Raw genomic sequence first — 17,321 nt, 5'->3', positions numbered from 1 at the left:
AGATGTCGCTCGGGCAGCACCTTCTCGAGTTGCGCAAGCGACTCTTCCTCGCGGCCGCCGGACTGTTCGTCGGTGCGATCGCCGGCTGGTTTCTCTCAGACTTCGTCTGGGATGCCTTGCGCGAGCCGATTTACGCCATCATCGAGGCGCAGCACCGCAACGCCCAGATCAACTATCCCGACATCACGTCGGCGTTCGACTTGAAGCTCAAGATCTCGCTCTATGTGGGCCTGATTGTGTCGAGCCCGGTGTGGCTCTACCAGATCTTCGCCTTCTTGGTGCCCGGTCTGACCCGTCGTGAGAAGCAGTACACCTTCGGCTTCTTCTTCACCGCTGTGCCGTTGTTTCTCGCCGGCTGCGCGGCGGGCTGGTACGTGCTCCCGCATGTGGTCGAGCTGATGACCAGCTTCGCGCCCTCAGAAGACGCGGCGTTCATCAACGCCCAAAACTATTTCGACTTCGTTCTGAAACTCGTCGTCGCCATCGGCGTCGCGTTCGTGCTTCCCGTGTTCATCGTGCTGCTGAACTTCGCCGGAGTGATCAGCGCCGCGTCGATCATCAAATCGTGGCGGATCGCCATCCTGGTCATCATTCTGTTCACCGCGATCGCCACGCCGGCCGCCGACGTGGTGTCCATGTTCCTTCTCGCGCTTCCGATGATCGTTCTGTACTTCCTGGCCTACGGAATCGCCTGGCTCCACGATCGCCGAGTCGCCAAACGCGCCCAGTCGTTCGCCGCAGAGTATGCCGTCTGATCCCCGCAGATTCGTGCCCGCAAACGTGACAGACACACTCTCCCCAGCCGAACGATTCGCCGCAGCACGCACCCGCGCCGGACATCCCCAAGTCGAAGCATTCCGAGCCGGACTCAACTTCGGTCTTGACCCGTTCCAGATTGCTGCCTGCACCTCGATCGAAGACGGCAACAGCGTGCTGGTCGCGGCGCCCACCGGCGCCGGGAAGACCATCGTCGCCGAGTTCGCCGTGTTCCTCTCGATGGCGACTCCCTCGGCCAAGGTCTTTTACACGGCGCCGATGAAGGCGCTGAGCAACCAGAAATTTCAGGAGTTCGTCGCCCAGTACGGCGCCGACGAAGTGGGCTTACTGACCGGCGACACCAATGTGAACCCGCACGCGCGCATCGTGGTGATGACCACCGAGGTTCTGCGCAATATGCTCTATGCCGACTCCGATCTGCTGACCAACCTGGCCTTCGTCATCATGGACGAGGTGCACTATCTGGCCGACCGGTTCCGCGGGGCTGTGTGGGAAGAAGTGATCATCCACCTCCCGCAGTCGGTACGCATGGTGTCGCTGAGCGCCACCGTGTCGAACGCCGAAGAATTCGGTGACTGGCTGCAGGCTGTGCGCGGTGAGACCGACGTAATCGTTTCGGAGGAGCGGCCCGTTCCTCTCGAGCAGCACGTTCTGGTCAAGAGCAAAATGCTCGACCTCTTCGATTCGTCGGGCAAAGCAGCGACACACCGGGTGAACCCGGAACTCGTGCAGTTGACTCGTGGAGGCGGAGGAGGCGCATCCTCCCGTTTCAGCAACAACCGGCGACGCAACGATCGCGGCGGCCGTTATCACGAACGGATGCAGCCAGAGCTCGGCCGGATGGATCGCTCCGAGATCGTGCGGATGCTCGACGGCAAGCACCTGCTGCCGGCGATCTTCTTCATTTTCAGCCGGGTCGGCTGTGATCAGGCGGTTCGCCAGGTGCTGCGCGCCGGCGTGCGTCTGACCGACGAGCAGGAACGCGATGAGATCCGCGCGATCGTCGACGACCGGTGCCGCACCCTGCTCGATGAGGATCTGGCCGTGCTCGGCTATTGGGAATGGCTCGACGGGCTCGAGCGCGGTGTCGCCGCGCACCATGCCGGCATGCTGCCCGCGTTCAAAGAAGTTGTCGAAGAGCTTTTTCAGAAGAAGCTGGTCAAGGCCGTCTTCGCGACCGAAACTCTCGCGCTCGGCATCAACATGCCGGCGCGCACCGTCGTGCTCGACAAGCTCGAAAAGTTCAACGGCGAAGCTCGGGTTCCGATCACGCCGGGGGAGTACACGCAGCTGACCGGCCGTGCCGGACGCCGGGGTATCGACGCGCTCGGCCACTCGGTGATCCAGTGGCAGCAGGGGCTCGACCCGCAAGCTGTCGCTTCATTGGCGTCCCGGCGCACCTACCCACTTAACTCAAGTTTCAAACCCACCTACAACATGGCGGTGAACCTGATCAATCAGTTCGGCCGCACGCGCACCCGCCAGGTGCTCGAGTCGTCGTTTGCTCAGTTCCAAGCCGACCGAGCCGTTGTGGATCTCGCGCGCACCGTTCGACAACAAGATGAGTCGCTGGCCGGGTTCGCCGAGGCGATGACCTGCCACCTCGGCGATTTCACCGAGTATTCGGGCATCCGTCGCCGGTTGAGCGACCTGGAGCGTGAGAACGAGCGCAGCGATCAGACCAAGCGCGGCGAACGCGAGCTGCGCCAACGCGAGCTGCAGAGCCTGCGTAAGCGCATGAAGGCGCATCCCTGCCACCAATGCCCCGAACGAGAGCAGCACGCGCGGTGGGCCGAACGCTACTGGAAGCTCAAACGGCAGAACGACGCCCTGGGCAAGCAGATTGCCTCCCGCACCGGTGCCATCGCCCGCATCTTCGACCGGGTCACCGATGTGCTCCTCGGGTTCGATTACCTCGTCGCCGATCCGTCGGGCCAGCTCACGCTGAGCGAGAGCGGTCTGATCCTGCGTCGCATCTATGCGGAGCGCGACTTGCTGGTCGCCGAGTCACTGCGCCGCGGTCTCTGGAACCACCTCGATGCCGCCGGCCTGGCAGCCATGGCGTGCGCGCTCGTCTTCGAGCCGCGTCGCGACGAGGGCCTGATCGACGCTCGTTACCTGCCGAAGGGCACGTTTCGACCGGCGTTGGATGAGACCCAAGAGCTCTGGAGCCGCCTCGACGACCTGGAGCGCGACAACCACCTGCCCGGCAGCAACCCCTTGGCCGTCGGCCTCAGCCTGGCGATGTGGCGGTGGGCGCGCGGCGACTCGCTCGTCAACGTACTCGAAGAGGCAGAGATGGCTGCCGGTGACTTCGTGCGCTGGGCCAAGCAAACCATCGACTTGCTCGACCAGCTCTCGGTTGTCGCAGACGGCCACGTGGGGCGCACTGCCCGGGTTGCAATGGACTCGATACGTCGCGGCATCGTGGCCTACTCATCGGTTGGCTAGGCTGAAATGGTGACAGTGGCAACAACCGAACCGCTTGCGGCGCCGGTCGCGAAGAAGGCTCCGGCCGCGCTGCCGGCTACAGAACAACTTCGGCTCCCACTCTGGGCGGCCCTCCTCACTGCGGTCGGTGCTGGTGCTGTTCTCGACGCGGCGTTCCCCGATCTCAACCTGTGGTTTCTGGCCCCGGTCGCCGTGGCCCTAATGCTCGTCGCTCTGATCGGCCGGGGGCCGTGGACCGGGCTTCTCGTCGGCCTGACGGCCGGGTTCTCGTTCTGGGCCATCCACATCAGTTGGCTGACGCTCTACCTCGGACCGGTCCCGTGGCTGGCCTTGGCCGTGCTCGAGGCGATCTTCTTCGGCATCGGACTCGCCTTGATCGCCGTTGTCCTGCGCTGGGGTCCGCGCGTCTGGCCGACCCCGCTTGGCCGGGTCGGCATGGTGCCGATTGTCGTCGCGGGCCTCTGGACGGCCCGCGAAGCGCTGGCCGCCGTCTGGCCGTACGGCGGCTTCGCCTGGGGCAGGGTGGCGATCTCGCAGTCGGAAAGTCCGTTCGGCCCGCTTGTCGCCTGGGTCGGCATGTCAGGGCTCAGCTTCCTGATCGTGTGGCTGAGTGCCCTCGCGATTCAGTTGATCCGGGAGCCTGATCTCCGGGTGGCGCCCCGTTGGGGGATCGCCGTCGCATCCGTCGCCTTGCTCATTGTTTTTCCGGCCTGGCCGACAATCCAGTCGGGAACCACTCGTCTGGCAGCGGTGCAAGGCGGGGCCGACGCCGGGCTGTTCGCTCAGCATGCGCCGGGTCAGATTCTGAACGACCACGCCTCCGCGACATTGCCGTTGGTCAGCGAGAGCGTCGATTTCGTGGTCTGGCCGGAGAACGCGAGCGATGTCGACCCGACGAGATCCGCGGATGCCACGCGCATCATGGACTACATCAGCACGGCAATGGATGCCCCCGTCGTCACCGGCACAATCACCCATCGGGACGGGCTCTACTACAACTCGTCGCTGCTCTGGAAGGCCGACGAGGGCGCCGTGCAGATTTACGACAAAGTGCACCCGGTTCCGTTCGCCGAGTACATGCCGAATCGAGCGTTCTGGCGCCCGTTTGCTCCCGAGCTGATCGACCTGATTTCCCGCGACTACACGATCGGCACCCAGAGCAACATCTTCGACATCAACGGCCTACTCGCCGGAATCGCGATCTGTTTCGACATCGCCGACGATCAACTCGTTCACGAGATGATCGACAAGAAGGCAGAGATCATTCTGGCGCAGACCAACAATGCCGATTTCGGCACGACCGACGAGAGCGTGCAGCAACTCGCCATCGCGCGCATCCGGGCGATTGAAGCCGGGCGCACGGTCGTCAACATCTCGACCGTCGGCACCAGCGCAATCATCACCCCGGACGGGTCGACCCTCGACTCGCTTCCCACCTGGGTGCCAGGAGCAATGGTTCAGACGGTTCCACTCAGCGACACGGTGACCCCGGCCATGGCCGCAGGGCGGGGGATTGAATGGCTTGTTTCGGGCCTCGGCCTCGCCGGATTCGCTTTCTGCGCCGTGGGTGCGGTTCAGTCCGGCACGGTTCAGTCCGGCGCCGTTCAACGAGACGGCCGGAAACGGAAGAAGCCACGCAGTTAAGCGTGGCTTCGGCCGGTCCGTACAATTCGAGCGTATGAAATCGCCACGCCCGGATGCTGGTGGGTCACTTCACGTTATGCGCCGATCTTCTGCTGTCCGCGACGTGCGCGCAAGAACGTGAGGCGCTCTTCGAGCAGTTCCTCAAGCTCGGGCAGGGTGCGACGCTCAAGCAGCATGTCCCACGGGGTGCGGGGAATCTTCTCATCTGAGTGGTCGACGACAACGGGCTTCGAATCAACGAGGCGGGTTGCCACCTGGGAACAGTGCTTGCACTCCCACTCGTCAGGTGCGTCGGCTTCAGCCGAAAAAATCAACACCGTTTCGCGTCCGCACGCGGCACACAGGTAAGTGTGACTAACTCGTGGAGAAAAGGTGACTCCCTCTTCAGTCTGAAGGCTTTGTGCGCCCAATCTCATTCCACGCAAACTGCGATCCGCCATCGTGTGGTCTCCTCTCGCGATGCATTCACAGTTGTAAACCATGAAGCTGGGCGTTATCTTTCCGTGACCCGCCATCTGAGAGGAAACTCTCAGTCTCGCCGGGCCAGCACCCCCAAGGCGACATCGCACCGGTCAGTCATAATGCCGTCAATACCCATATCGAGCAGACGATTCATGGCCGATTCTTCGTTGACCGTCCAGACGTGCACCTCGACACCCGTCGCGTGCATGAGACGCACGAATCGGGGTGTGACAATTCTCAGAAACTTCACGCTCTCCGGAACCTGCACAGCGTGAATGCCAGTCATACTCCGCCGCACTTGCGCCGTCAACCCAAACTTTGCGGCCGACACCACCTGACGCAGAATTGCCGCAGAAGCAGACGTTGCGACACCCGGAAGCAGGCTCAGAGCGCGCAGCCGTCGTTCCTCAGAGAAAGACCCGATCAACACTCGATCCGTAGCTTTCGCCTTCTGCACAGCACGCGCAGTCGGCTCGGCCGCACCGAGGGCTTTGATGTCGAGATTGAACCGTGCTTGCGGAAACGCGTCGAGGGCTTCACTGAGCGAACAGAATGTCTGTCCGAATCCGAGGTCGACTCGGCGCAATTCCGCCATGGTCAGTTGGTCGACCCGAACGGAACGGCCGGCCAGCCGCAACAGATCGGCATCGTGGCTGATCACTGCGACGCCGTCCTGGCTCACGTGAAGGTCGGTCTCGAGGTAGCCGACCCCGGTCGAGAGCGCGTTGAGAAACGCCAACAGTGTGTTTTCCGGCGCGTTGACGGCCAATCCGCGATGCGCGAAAATGCGGGGTGTTGCCGGGGAGAAGAATGAAAGCGCGGTGATGCGTGGTACCTGTTCCTTATTACGACGCCGGGGGAGTGGGGCCGGCGGGGGAGGCGGCCGGAGTTGCGGTGGTCGGGACGGGGGTGCCGGCCGGGCCCTGCGGTGCGAATGCGCGACCGATTCCCTTCATGGCCTCGGTCAGTTCGCTGGGCACGATCCACAGCTTGTTGGCGCTGCCCTCGGCGAGCTTGGGAAGGGTCAGCAGGTATTGATAGGCGAGCAGCTTGGGGTCGGGGTCGCCGTCGTGAATCGCCTTGAACACGGTCGTGATGGCCTCGGCCTCACCCTGTGCACGCAGCACCGCCGCCTTGGCGTCACCCTCGGCGGAGAGGATGGCGGCCTGTCGCGCGCCCTCCGCGGTGAGAATCGCGGACTGCTTCGTGCCCTCCGCCGTCAGGATGAGGGCACGTCGGTCACGCTCTGCCCGCATCTGCTTCTCCATCGAATCCTGGATGGAGTGAGGCGGGTCAATGGCCTTCAGCTCGACCCGGCCGACACGAATTCCCCATTTGCCCGTTGCTTCGTCGAGAACCACACGCAGCTGGCCGTTGATGTTGTCTCGGCTGGTCAGGGCCTCTTCGAGGTTCAGCCCGCCGACGACGTTACGCAGTGTCGTCGTCGTGAGTTGTTCGACCGCGCCGAGGTAGTTGGCGATCTCGTAGGTCGCGGCACGTGCATCCGTCACCTGGAAGTAGACGACCGTGTCGATCGACACCACCAGGTTGTCTTCGGTGATCACCGGCTGCGGCGGGAACGACACGACTTGCTCGCGCATATCGATCAACGGCCGAAGCCGGTCAACGAACGGGATGAGCAGGTTCAGGCCGGGCATCAAGGTCTTGTGATAGCGACCGAGCCGTTCGACGACGCCTGCGCTGGCCTGGGGGATGATGCGAATCGCTTTGAACAACGTGACGATCAGGAAGGCGACGAGCGCCACGATCACAATCACCACGAAGATCTGCAGGATGAGGAGGTTGGTGCCGATCATGGAGTGTTCCCTTCAGAAGGCACCACAACTGCGGTGGCGCCGTCGATTGCCGTGACGCTCACAATTTCGCCCGGCTGCAAGTCGCGCGGGGGAACATCGGGGGAGAGCCTGGCGGTCCAGGTTTCCCCATTATCCAAACGCACCTGCCCGCCGTTCATGCCGACTGAGCGAACCACGCGTCCGCCGAGACCCATGAGGGCGTCGACATTGGTCTTGCTCGGGTCACCGCCGCGCTTGAGCGCTCGAAGCAACGGGGGACGGATGCCAAGCAGAAGCACGAGTGACAGAGCGACGGCGAGAATCAGCTGCAACCACCAGGGGGCGCCGAGGAGTCCGGACACCAGCCCACCCAGGCTTCCCAGGGCCATCATGAGGAAGGTGAGTTCGAGTGTGACCATTTCAATTGTCACGAAGATGAGGATGAGCACAAGCCAGACAATCCAGCCGTAGTCAGCGAGGAAGATGTCCATTTGAGCCCCCTTCTTTGTTGGGTACATCTTCGAAACTAGCAGGTGGACCACGGGGACTGACCGTCAACTTGGTAGTGTCGTTCTGTTGAACTTGAACTATTTCTGAGGAGTACATGTGACCAATCCACTTGCAGCCGGAACACTCGAGGGCAAGCGTGTACTCGTCACGGGATCGTCCCGGGGGATCGGCGCCGACACGGTGGGCTACTTCGCCGAAGCCGGCGCGAAGGTCGTCATCAATTACCGCAACAAGGAGGCTCGCGCCACGAAGCTCGCAGACGCGATTCGTGCGGCCGGCGGCACCGCGCTCACCGTGGGGGCTGACCTGACGGACGCGGATTCGGTCGCGGCCATGTTCGAAACGATCCGCGCTGAGTTCGGTGGTCTCGACATCCTCGTGATGAATGCCTCAGGCGGTATGGAAAGCGGCATGGCCGCCGACTACGCGATGCAGCTGAACCGAGACGCTCAGGTCAACTTGCTGAAGACTGCGGTGCCCGTGCTGGCCGACGGCGCCCGCGTCGTTTTCGTCACGAGCCACCAGGCACACTTCATCGAGACCACCGAGACGATGCCGGAGTACGAGCCCGTCGCGCGCAGCAAGCGTGCGGGGGAGGACGCCCTCCGTGCCCTGATCCCCGAGCTCGACGAAAAGGGAATCGGCTTTGTCGTCGTCTCCGGTGACATGATCGAGGGAACGATCACGGCGACACTGCTCGAGCGTGCCAACCCGGGAGCGATCAGCGCCCGCAAGGACTCAGCGGGGCGCCTCTACAACGTCAGCGAGTTCGCAGCCGAGATCGCGTCGGCCGCTGTTGAACCGGTTCCGGCCAACAACACGCGCTACGTCGGCGACATCTCAGACTTCGGAGCGTAAAACTTCACCAACAGAAGAGGCGTCGCACTCCGGGGGAGTGCGACGCCTTTCTTGTCTGTGCAATCTGCGGCAACGTTGTAGGGATCTACTTCGCCGCGCGACCGAAGGTGAAGGACTGCGCGAGCTGAACGAGACCCGATGCGATCAGGAAGATTCCACCGATGATCACGAGCACACTGAGCGATTGCAGGGGAACGAGCAGCACGATGATGCCGGCGATGATGCTGATCGCACCGAACAGGGTGCCAAACCAGCGGCTGGAGTCAGACGCAGTCTCGACGAGTGCGGCGACGCCTTCGATGATCCATGAGATGCCAACGAGCATGCCGAGCACGACGAGCGAATCGAGTGGGTTTCGGATCGTGATAATACCCGCGATGATCAGCAACAGGCCGAGCAGAATGGCCAGAATCCTCAACCCGCCGCTCATCCCGGTGGTGAAGAGGCCGCGAGTAACGCGCACGATTCCGACGATCAAGAAATAGAGACCGAACAGAACGGCAATCACCGACAGAGTGGACTCCGGCCAGACGAGCACAACGATCCCGAGCCCAACTGCGACCAGGCCGCTGATGCCGATGGCGACGCGAATTCCCATGACTTCGGACTTGCTCAGCTGTGTTGGATCGATCGTGAGATCGAATACCGTGACACCTTGTGACATGCTGTTCCCCTCAGTGAACGCCGCGACTAGTCCGTATGGGAACGGTGTCGAGCGAAGGTAATAGTTCAGGCCCAACCTACTGCGCGAGGGTGCACGGTCGCGATGTTCGTCCGGCAATTCGTAACCTGGGCCGTCGCTGCCTGCGTGCAGCCGAAATCACCTGACATAATATGCACATTCGGTTCAGGCGAGCTGCCTCGCCCGGAGTCCGGCGGGGCAACGAAGCTGCATCGTGAAATAGCTCAGCACGAACCAGCAGCCAATGCGTCGATCACCGGTGCAGCCGCGTTGTGCGCGATTTTCACAACACAGTCTGTTTGCAAAACAGTGCAAAACACACGGCCGTCAGCGCACGGCGCCACAGGAAGCATCCTGACGCCGAACCAGCGGAAAACCGGAAGAACAGCCGCTTTCCGTGGCATATCGAATGTGTCCGATAATGCACATTATGTCAGCTCGTAAAGATGGAAAGTGCAAACCGTGCAGATTGTTGAAAGTTGGAGAACGGTCCCCCGAATCGTCTTTTCCTGATAGGAATGCATTTGTCTCTGATCTCGGCCACACAGGCGACGCGAATCTGAAGCAGGCCGGCGAGAAAGTCAAGGACAGATCGTGCTACCAGTGGAATTCTTTCGTTCGGCTCTGCGCGTATCGTTCTCCTCTGGATTGCCTCACGGCATCAACGGCGATGACGAGTCCAAGCACTGCCACCGACAACCCCAGAGCCGCTACAACATCGGTAAACCAGTGGTAGCCCAGATACAGACGAGAAAAATCGACCAACAAGATGCCAACGACAGCGGTGAGCGCGCACAGCACGATGCGCGTCACCGACCACATCCGTGAACAGATGAGATATCCCCCGACCAGGAGGAAGTCGCCCACTCCAACGGCATGGCCCGACGGAAAAGACGGGGTGGGGTCGAACCCCAGCAACATCAGATCTCCGGGCGGCCGAGGGCGGCCGACGAGGTGCGTGATCAGGAACGTGAGCAGCACACCCAGGATCATTGCGCTCGCAAGGAGCACCGGACGCCAGAGGCGTCGGGAGGTCAACGCCCAGACGAGTGTTGTGACGAGAACAATGATCGGCATGCCCACCGGGCCCGAGACTGTCGCGATCACCGTTGTGACAGAGGTGAGAACCGGCGTCCGGTGCTCGACCAACCAGGTCAGAATTGGCCAGTCGGCTCGGGCCAGACCGAACTCTCCAGACACCGAGGCCAGCATGAGAAAAAACCATCCCGTTCCCACGGCGACGAGCAGGCCTGCGGCAATGACGAGTCCGACTTTCAGGTGGGCGGGCCCGCCGACTGCGCCGGCCGGTTTGCCATCGAGTGCGCGAGCGGGAGGCATATCGCTACCCCACGGTTCCCAGAACTGACCAATGGAACTGTACGTTTCTCATTTGCATCCCTTTCGTCAAACGCGTCTCAGTTGAGAAGAACGTACTGCTCCTGCACGTCGGCGCCTACCGATGGTGGTCGACACGGTGTTGGTGACGCCCTGGTTGGGTGAACTTGGGCCGAGCGTTGCGCTCAAGGCGCGATAACTCATCCTGTGAATGTGGCGGTGCGGGGCTACGCTGTGCACATGTCAGATGGAGTCGCGGCCGAGGCCGCGCGCACCGCGAAGCGCAGTAAGACACTCCAATTTCTGGCACGTATGGGCTTCGTGGTCAATGGCCTGCTGCATGGCGTCATCGGTGCAATCGCCTTCAGCCTCGCAATCGGCGCAGGAGGCGGTGAAGCCGACCAATCTGGCGCCCTTGCGAAACTCGCCGAGGCGCCCGGTGGTGCCGTGCTGTTGTGGATCATCGTGGTTGGATTGGTCGCTCTCGGGCTGTGGCAGATCATTCAAATCATTGTCGCTGTCGGTCCGGACCCCAAACGAAAGTGGGCCCACCGCATCCGTGACTTCGGCAAGGCGATTGCCTACCTTGCCATCGCAGCCATCACATTCATCTTTGCCAGTGGCGGATCGACGAACTCCGCCACCTCCACACGAGATTTCAGCACCACGCTGATTGCGGCACCCGGCGGAGTCATCCTATTGATCCTGGTCGGACTCGGTGTGGGAGGGATCGGCGGATACTTCGTGTTCAAAGGTGCAACCAAGAAGTTCACCGACGACATCGTCGTTCCGTCGGGAACTGCCGGTGGGATCGTCGTCACACTGGGCGTGCTGGGCTACGTTGCGAAAGGGGTCGCCCTCTGCATGGTCGGGATACTCTTCGTGATCGCGGCCGCTACCTTCAACCCCAGCGAAGCTACCGGACTTGATGGGGCGCTGAAATCACTTGTCGCGCTGCCATATGGCGCCCTGATCCTGGCGGCGATTGGCATCGGACTCATCGCATATGCGGTGTATTGCTGTGCACGGGCGCGCCTGGCCCGCCTGTCCTGACCGCGGGATCGACTTTCAGACCTTCTCACTCATTCCTGGCGCGGATGCCTGAGCTTCGCGGGATACGGCGGTGCAAGTTCATGCTCACCGTCGAGTTTCGCGGCAAGCGGCGCCCAGACGACGATCGCGACCCCAATCCCCAGGAGTAACGCGCCGATCGTGTCGCTCAGCCAATGCGCGCCGAGGTAGGTGCGGCTGAACATCATCACGGCCGTATACAAGACACCGGCTGCCCCTACCCAGAAGCGTGGGAAAAGGATAAAGAGAACGGCGGCCATGGTCGCTGCGTTCGCGACGTGACCAGACGGGAATGATCCGTAATCGACGGTTACGAGAATGTCTTCTGGCCGCGCCCTGCCAAACAGATGCTTGAGAAGTTGCACGGTGCCCCCGGTCACCAGAGTGGCCACGAGGTAGTACCCGGCTGCCCAGGGACGTTTCACGAGCAAGAGGGCGGCGATGATGAGCACCGGCACGATGAGGATTGCGGCCAGGCCGCCACCGAGGTAATTCATTGCGAGCGAGAGGGCGTCCCAGACGGGCGCGCGATGCTCGATGACATCCTGCATCCACCTGGTGTCGATCGAGAACGGCAACCCGTTGTTGCGGAGCACGATCAGTGCGCCCAATGCAAAGGTGAGCACTAGCGCGGCGATGCCGCTCACCAGCGGCCAGAGGCGTGTGATGCGTTTCGCAGGTGGCTTGGCTGCTACCTCGGGGGTCCGACGGATGCCCATGGAGCAATGGTAAATCGCCAGTGGCCGATAGTTATGTGATGGCTCAATCTTCAGCCGCCAGACGCACCGTCAGTGCTCCCGGTTCGATCCAGGTCTTCAGTGCTTGTGCTGTGCCGAAGCTGTCGCCGTCCAGCTCGATGTCATGGGCCCGCGTGAAGCGGACCGTCAGCTCACTCCCTGTGGCGTAGTGGAGCGCTCTAATTCTCTTCGTCGGGCCGGCCAATGTGCGCCCGGTTTCCGTGCGGCGGAGTACCCCGTTCTCCCAGATGATCTTGACGGCGATCTGCAACCAACCCATGAAGCCTTCAGGGCGCAGAAGGACAAGTTCGAACATGCCGTCGTCGACGGCCGCATCGGGAAGGAGAACGATGTCAGCGGGGAGAGAACCACAGTTGCCGACGATGAGGGTGTGCACGCGGGCCGAGCGAGTTCGCCCTTTGTCGAGGCTGTAGCGCAGGTGAAGTTGTTCCTTGTCGCGCACGGCTGCAAGGAGAGCACTGACGTAGGCAAGCCAGCCGATCTTCTTCTTGAGGTCGTCGTCGGTGTGCACGAGCATTTTCGCATCGAGGCCGAGGCCGGCCATGACAACATACGCGTGTCGAGTTGTTGACTGGTCCTCGCCCTGAATATCGATGAGGGCGAGATCGATATTGTGGTCGTCACCGGTGAACGCGATGTGGATGGACTCTTCCAGATCATCGAGAGGGAGGCTGAGATTGCGAGCCAAAAGGTTTCCCGTCCCGGACGGAAGCAACGCGAGCGACGCAGCGCTGTCATGCACCGCCTCGGCAACGGCGCGAACGGTGCCATCTCCCCCGGCCGCGATGACCATGCCGGCACCGGCTGCGAGTGCTTTTTTGGTTGCCGCCTGGCCGGCGTCCTCCTCGCTGGTTTCGAACCACAGTGTCGGTCCCCATCCGCCGTCTCTTTCTTCAACAGTCACCGCGGCTTTGACGGCCGCCAGATCGACCTTGATCGGGTTGTAGACGACGGCGGCCACACGGGACGCTGCTGCATCAGGAAATGAACGAGTGGAGGCCATCAGGTGGTCGCGGCCAGACGGAGCTTCTCGGCGGGAATGTCGAACTCTGCCGCTGGCCAGGACAGGACCATGCTATTCAGCGCGTTAGCAAGGAGGTGTTGCACAGCCAGGCGCGCATACCATTTCCTATCGGCGGGAACAACGAACCAGGGCGCCGCAGCAGTAGAGGTGCGCTCCAGCGCTACCTGGTATGCCTCCTGGTAACCCGACCAGCGAGCCCGCTCGTCAACGTCGACGGTGTGGTATTTCCAGTACTTGTCGGGGCGGTCCAGACGCTCGGCGAGGCGCGACTTTTGCTCGGCCGAGCTGATCTGCAGCATGACCTTGATCACGGTGGTGTCATCGTCGACAAGCTCCTGCTCGAACTTGTTGATCAGGTCGTAGCGTTTCTCGATTTCCGCTGCCGGGACGAGTTCATGAACACGTGCGATAAGCACGTCCTCGTAATGGGAGCGGTCGAACACTCCGATCATGCCGGCCTCGGGCAGACGTTTGCGGATACGCCAGAGGAAGTCGTGGCGGAGTTCCGCCCTAGTGGGTGCTTTGAAGGCGAAGTGGCTGATCCCCTGTGGGTCGACGGCGCCAACGACGTGTCGAACGATTCCGCCTTTTCCCGCCGTGTCCATGGCTTGCAACACGAGGAGCACCTTGCGGTTGTCCCCGCATTTGCTGTTCGCGAAAAGCATCTCCTGTAGATGAGAGAGGATGCCGGCGCCTTCCGCTCCTGCCGCGGCGGAGTCCTTCTTCCGTCCGTTGAAGCCCGGAGTCGAGCCCGTCTCGACGTGTGCCAGTGTGAATCCTGGCGTCACACGCAACGCGCTGAACAGGTCTTCGGTCCAGAATGCTCTGATGTCCTTACCCATGATGCACCTTTCGCAGGGTGCTTATTCTCCACCGGCACCGCTCTCGGCACCAGCGTCGAGTGGATGGCTCGAGCTGGTTGTGTGATCTGCGTGCCGTGATGGTGGCGCCACCCTCGTGGGCCTAAAACTGCGCAGTACCTCGCAGCCGGCGGGGGCGGCCATCTGGGTCGAGGACGAGGCGGCTGATCGGGACCGCCCACAGTCGTTGGATGGGCGGGACGGGTTCGGGAGTGTGGTGGCGCACGTTTCCGGTGGGTCGAGGGGCGCGGCGGTCAGTTTCGTGCCAGCGGTCGAGACCGGCGGCGGCGGTGTTCCAAAGTTTGAGCCCAGCCGACTGGTCGTAGAGTTGGGGATCGTTCTGGTCCATACCCAGGTGTTCGGCCCAGAGTTGGAGGCGGAGATCGCGGGCCAGCCGTCGGGAATCGTCGTGGCCGGTCTCGGTACCGGATGGGTCCCGGTTGTCGGCAGTGGTGTCGAGGACTGCGCAGGTGAGCTCGCTGTCGGTGGTCCAGGATCGACGGTTGAAGTTGTCTGAGCCGCAGGTGATCCAGGTATCGTCGACGATGCAGATCTTGGCGTGGACGTAGATCGGAGTTCCGGCACTGTTCTCAAGGTCGAACACACCGACGCGGCCTGGCGCGACTTGGCGCAGCATTCTTATGGCACGCAGTTGCCCGATCCGGCTCGGCGGCCCCGTGAGAGGGCCGTCGGAGGCAGGGTAACGGGGCACGACGGCGATCACGTTCAATTCGGGGTTCCGTTTGAGGGCCTTGGCGAGAGCGGCCGCGACCTCAGTCGACCACATGTACTGGTCCTCAATATAGATCAGAGAGCGGGCGCGGGCGAAGGCTTTCGCGTAGGCGCGCGCAACGCTGCGCTCCCCGGCCGGCGCGAACGGGAACGGCGGACGTTTCACCCCGTAAGTGCGCAACAGCTGTACAGCGTGAGGGCCCGCCGGTGGTGGTGGTGGCAACGTTTCTGGGAGCGGCTTGGGTTGCGGAGGCATGCGGGCAAGTCGTTGCTTCAGCATCCGGTAGGGAGTGCGCCGGTCCAGCGGAGTAGGGTCGTTCCACCGTTCAGCGAAAACTGCCAGTAGGTCACTCACCACGGGGCCACGCAGTTGAAGGGCAGCATCGTGCCACGGGGGTCGTTGGCCGTACCGTGAATCCATGGTCAGTGCTTGCGGGTCTCCGGCGTGGCCGGCGTCGTCCCGACGGCTGTGGCTGAGGTCGATCCCGCCAACGAATGCGATGTCCCGCGACGGGTTGTCGCGATGGCGGATGACGAAGAATTTTTGGTGATGGGAGCCGAACAGGCGTACTCGCTGATCCAGCAACACCTCTCCGCCTGCGGCGTTGATCTGACGGCTGAGCAACTCATTGGCTCGGCCGCTGATCGGGGGCGACACACGTTCTCCGTGGGATCTCCAGACAAGGCCCCGCACTTCCACTCCCACACGGGCCAAGCCAGCAAGCAGATCGCCGATCGAGGGTCCGTCTGCCAGCAGCCGCTCGTCGGCGTCGCTACGCCAGTCGGTGAACCACACGCGGTCTCCTGCGTGCAGCGCCGTCAGCTCCTCGTGCAGCCGTGCGAAGTAGGTTGCGCCATGAATCAGAGGCTGCACAAGATTACCCTCGGACCAGGACGGCAACCCGGTGGCGCCGGCGTGCACGGCAGTGGCCAGATTCCCCCGCTCAGCGCGATTCAGGAACCAGATGCCAGGATCATTGACCACCCCACGCAGTGTACGGCACCGGCCGATGCGTCGAAAATAGAGGGTGTTCGTGATCCGGACCGTTGCACCTGCGTCGCACCCGGCCGTAGCTATCGTAGGATCTTGCCCAAGCTCCTTGCTAGCGGCCCCAACAGACACAGACGTTTTGGAAGCAGAACTCCCATGCCCCCGAACTGATATTCGTGACATAGGCGGACTGATTCGTCGGATCACCCAGAGCGATCCGCTCGAACGAGTTCACTCAGCTGCGTATCCATCCGTGTCTAATCAGCGTCCTTGGCTAGGAAGCGTGCGATCTCGAGGCCGCGTTTCTCACAGAATTCCGGGGCCGTGTGCGTTGGCGAGTAGGCAGCGCGTCTGAACCGCGCCTCCTGTGAAGGCGAACTGATGGCTCACCAGAGCCAGACCTTTGTAGAAATGCGGTTAATCGATTTCACCATCAGAAGATCTGGAGAAGCATCCCGACGCCTCCTCGATTGTCCGGTCTCATCAGACATGTCGTTCTTCTCATGAGGTGTGTCCCTGAATGATCCCCTGACGAACCGTCAATGCAGGACAAAGTCAGAGCTCCGCGCCGGCACCCGGACTGGGGGGGGGTAGAGGGATCTAGACAGGTTGAAAAGTTCGCTGGTAGACCTGTGCGTCAAGGCTCTGGGGGGAAACAGATTCCTTAAGGCAGGGGTCAACTGATAAGGGATGCTTTTATGGTGAAATCAGATTCTGAGTTGGGCCATGCACGATTGAGTGGTTCCAAGATCGCGGTGTCGTTGGTACTCGGTGCCCTCACGGGCGTCGTTGTCTACTACGTCATCGCGGTGGTCGCGACGGCGCAAATCCCTGGGACCTTCACGGTCAATCCTCTGACCCTGGCGTTGATCGCCCTCGTCGGCGCCCTCGTGGTCGCCATTGCGTGGCGCTGGCCCGTAGTGGGCCTGACGGCCGGCGTTGTCATCGTCCTCGTCGTCGCCGCCGTTGTGGCAGCACGAATCGGATCGTCGGGGTCGGCTTCAGATTGGCTGAATCCGTTCAATGCGGTGGCCTTCGGCGCAGCGAGCGGCTACCCGGTGCTCATCGGCGCCGTGATGGCCAGCGTCTCCGCGTTGAGACTGCGCTCCTGACCCGCGTAACACCGAGCCACGTATCCTCAACATGGCTTCCGGTCCTTGAGCGACCGGGGGCTACCCTTTGCCGTCGGCAGCGAGGGCCGCACTCGTCCAGATCGGATGATGGCAGACAAGGGCTACCCGTCCAGGGCGAGGCGTTCCAGCTCTCAATACGCTTTGCGTACTGCACCGACTGTATTGAGCACCGCATAGCTGTCAACGAGAAATCGTGAAGCTCGCTACGGGCGGTAGTCCTTCTTCTCCTCATAAAGC

At 62.2% G+C, this 17,321-nt stretch carries 16 protein-coding genes; 6 read left to right on the top strand and 10 right to left on the bottom strand.

Translation table 11 applies throughout. From position 1 onward, the window contains the following. Nucleotides 1-2 precede the first annotated feature (2 nt). The 3 genes from tatC to lnt are packed head-to-tail and all read left to right on the top strand — an operon-like array spanning nt 3 to nt 4,872. On the top strand, nt 3-755 hold the full coding sequence (tatC, locus tag AC1DCF_RS15705) for a twin-arginine translocase subunit TatC (RefSeq protein ID WP_477211842.1): 753 nt from the start codon (nt 3-5) through the stop codon (nt 753-755). A gap of 25 nt (nt 756-780) precedes the next feature. Beyond that, nucleotides 781-3,228, top strand: a complete 2,448-nt coding sequence (locus AC1DCF_RS15700; protein WP_441789776.1) for a DEAD/DEAH box helicase — start codon at nt 781-783, stop codon at nt 3,226-3,228. Between the two features lie 9 nt (nt 3,229-3,237). After that, nucleotides 3,238-4,872, top strand: a complete 1,635-nt coding sequence (gene lnt / locus AC1DCF_RS15695) for an apolipoprotein N-acyltransferase (protein WP_477211841.1) — start codon at nt 3,238-3,240, stop codon at nt 4,870-4,872. A 74-nt stretch (nt 4,873-4,946) separates the two neighbouring features. Here lnt and AC1DCF_RS15690 read toward each other — a convergent pair whose 3' ends face one another. The 4 genes from AC1DCF_RS15690 to AC1DCF_RS15675 all read right to left on the bottom strand — a co-directional run bounded on the left by AC1DCF_RS15690 (nt 4,947) and on the right by AC1DCF_RS15675 (nt 7,621). Continuing rightward, nucleotides 4,947-5,312: an RNA polymerase-binding protein RbpA gene (locus tag AC1DCF_RS15690; RefSeq protein WP_441789774.1), complete on the bottom strand. Its 366-nt coding sequence runs from the start codon at nt 5,310-5,312 to the stop codon at nt 4,947-4,949. Between the two features lie 89 nt (nt 5,313-5,401). Then, nucleotides 5,402-6,103 carry a glycerophosphodiester phosphodiesterase family protein gene (locus tag AC1DCF_RS15685; RefSeq protein WP_477211840.1) on the bottom strand — a complete coding sequence of 234 codons (702 nt, stop codon included), beginning with the start codon at nt 6,101-6,103 and terminating at the stop codon, nt 5,402-5,404. Nucleotides 6,104-6,179: 76 nt separating this feature from the next. Then, a complete protein-coding gene (locus AC1DCF_RS15680) occupies nt 6,180-7,151 on the bottom strand; it encodes an SPFH domain-containing protein (RefSeq protein ID WP_477211839.1) in 972 nt (323 codons plus the stop codon). Further along, nucleotides 7,148-7,621: an NfeD family protein gene (locus tag AC1DCF_RS15675; RefSeq protein WP_441789771.1), complete on the bottom strand. Its 474-nt coding sequence runs from the start codon at nt 7,619-7,621 to the stop codon at nt 7,148-7,150. Before AC1DCF_RS15675 ends, AC1DCF_RS15680 begins: the two co-directional genes overlap by 4 nt. Nucleotides 7,622-7,736: 115 nt before the next feature. Between AC1DCF_RS15675 and AC1DCF_RS15670 the strand changes: the two genes are divergently transcribed. Beyond that, nucleotides 7,737-8,498 carry an SDR family oxidoreductase gene (locus AC1DCF_RS15670; RefSeq protein ID WP_477211838.1) on the top strand — a complete coding sequence of 254 codons (762 nt, stop codon included), beginning with the start codon at nt 7,737-7,739 and terminating at the stop codon, nt 8,496-8,498. 85 nt (nt 8,499-8,583) lie between these two features. On the opposite strand, the gene AC1DCF_RS15665 is transcribed toward AC1DCF_RS15670, so the two are convergent. Both AC1DCF_RS15665 and AC1DCF_RS15660 read right to left on the bottom strand, forming a co-directional pair. Then, nucleotides 8,584-9,162 (bottom strand): HdeD family acid-resistance protein, encoded by a 579-nt coding sequence (locus AC1DCF_RS15665; protein WP_477211837.1) that lies wholly within the window; start codon nt 9,160-9,162, stop codon nt 8,584-8,586. A gap of 615 nt (nt 9,163-9,777) precedes the next feature. Next, entirely contained in the window at nt 9,778-10,518 is a 741-nt protein-coding gene (locus AC1DCF_RS15660; protein ID WP_477211836.1) for a phosphatase PAP2 family protein, read from the bottom strand. 237 nt (nt 10,519-10,755) lie between these two features. Between AC1DCF_RS15660 and AC1DCF_RS15655 the strand changes: the two genes are divergently transcribed. After that, nucleotides 10,756-11,568 carry a DUF1206 domain-containing protein gene (locus AC1DCF_RS15655; RefSeq protein WP_477211835.1) on the top strand — a complete coding sequence of 271 codons (813 nt, stop codon included), beginning with the start codon at nt 10,756-10,758 and terminating at the stop codon, nt 11,566-11,568. 29 nt (nt 11,569-11,597) lie between these two features. On the opposite strand, the gene AC1DCF_RS15650 is transcribed toward AC1DCF_RS15655, so the two are convergent. The 4 genes from AC1DCF_RS15650 to AC1DCF_RS15635 all read right to left on the bottom strand — a co-directional run bounded on the left by AC1DCF_RS15650 (nt 11,598) and on the right by AC1DCF_RS15635 (nt 15,945). After that, nucleotides 11,598-12,305 carry a phosphatase PAP2 family protein gene (locus tag AC1DCF_RS15650; protein ID WP_477211834.1) on the bottom strand — a complete coding sequence of 236 codons (708 nt, stop codon included), beginning with the start codon at nt 12,303-12,305 and terminating at the stop codon, nt 11,598-11,600. Between the two features lie 43 nt (nt 12,306-12,348). Beyond that, nucleotides 12,349-13,347, bottom strand: coding sequence for a diacylglycerol/lipid kinase family protein (locus AC1DCF_RS15645; RefSeq protein ID WP_477211833.1), 999 nt, complete (start codon nt 13,345-13,347; stop codon nt 12,349-12,351). Then, nucleotides 13,347-14,210 (bottom strand): PPK2 family polyphosphate kinase, encoded by an 864-nt coding sequence (locus AC1DCF_RS15640; protein ID WP_477211832.1) that lies wholly within the window; start codon nt 14,208-14,210, stop codon nt 13,347-13,349. Before AC1DCF_RS15640 ends, AC1DCF_RS15645 begins: the two co-directional genes overlap by 1 nt. A gap of 121 nt (nt 14,211-14,331) precedes the next feature. Then, nucleotides 14,332-15,945 carry a phospholipase D family protein gene (locus tag AC1DCF_RS15635; protein WP_477211831.1) on the bottom strand — a complete coding sequence of 538 codons (1,614 nt, stop codon included), beginning with the start codon at nt 15,943-15,945 and terminating at the stop codon, nt 14,332-14,334. A 704-nt stretch (nt 15,946-16,649) separates the two neighbouring features. Between AC1DCF_RS15635 and AC1DCF_RS15630 the strand changes: the two genes are divergently transcribed. Then, complete coding sequence (locus AC1DCF_RS15630; protein ID WP_477211830.1) at nt 16,650-17,063, top strand: hypothetical protein; 414 nt, start codon at nt 16,650-16,652, stop codon at nt 17,061-17,063. The last annotated feature ends 258 nt before the right edge of the window (nt 17,064-17,321 follow it).

This window comes from Leifsonia sp. 10L418 (genome assembly GCF_056395445.1).
Note: the sequence above shows the minus strand (reverse complement) of the source record. Positions and strands in the feature narration are given on the sequence as shown.

Bases quoted from the DNA above. Each gene is read 5' to 3' on its own strand.
- tatC (WP_477211842.1), top strand. From the start codon at position 3: ATGTCGCTCGGGCAGCACCTTCTCGAGTTGCGCAAGCGACTCTTCCTC.
- AC1DCF_RS15690 (WP_441789774.1), bottom strand. From the start codon at position 5,312: ATGGCGGATCGCAGTTTGCGTGGAATGAGATTGGGCGCACAAAGCCTT.
- AC1DCF_RS15680 (WP_477211839.1), bottom strand. From the start codon at position 7,151: ATGATCGGCACCAACCTCCTCATCCTGCAGATCTTCGTGGTGATTGTG.
- AC1DCF_RS15675 (WP_441789771.1), bottom strand. From the start codon at position 7,621: ATGGACATCTTCCTCGCTGACTACGGCTGGATTGTCTGGCTTGTGCTC.
- AC1DCF_RS15665 (WP_477211837.1), bottom strand. From the start codon at position 9,162: ATGTCACAAGGTGTCACGGTATTCGATCTCACGATCGATCCAACACAG.
- AC1DCF_RS15660 (WP_477211836.1), bottom strand. From the start codon at position 10,518: ATGCCTCCCGCTCGCGCACTCGATGGCAAACCGGCCGGCGCAGTCGGC.
- AC1DCF_RS15655 (WP_477211835.1), top strand. From the start codon at position 10,756: ATGTCAGATGGAGTCGCGGCCGAGGCCGCGCGCACCGCGAAGCGCAGT.
- AC1DCF_RS15650 (WP_477211834.1), bottom strand. From the start codon at position 12,305: ATGGGCATCCGTCGGACCCCCGAGGTAGCAGCCAAGCCACCTGCGAAA.
- AC1DCF_RS15645 (WP_477211833.1), bottom strand. From the start codon at position 13,347: ATGGCCTCCACTCGTTCATTTCCTGATGCAGCAGCGTCCCGTGTGGCC.
- AC1DCF_RS15640 (WP_477211832.1), bottom strand. From the start codon at position 14,210: ATGGGTAAGGACATCAGAGCATTCTGGACCGAAGACCTGTTCAGCGCG.
- AC1DCF_RS15630 (WP_477211830.1), top strand. From the start codon at position 16,650: ATGGTGAAATCAGATTCTGAGTTGGGCCATGCACGATTGAGTGGTTCC.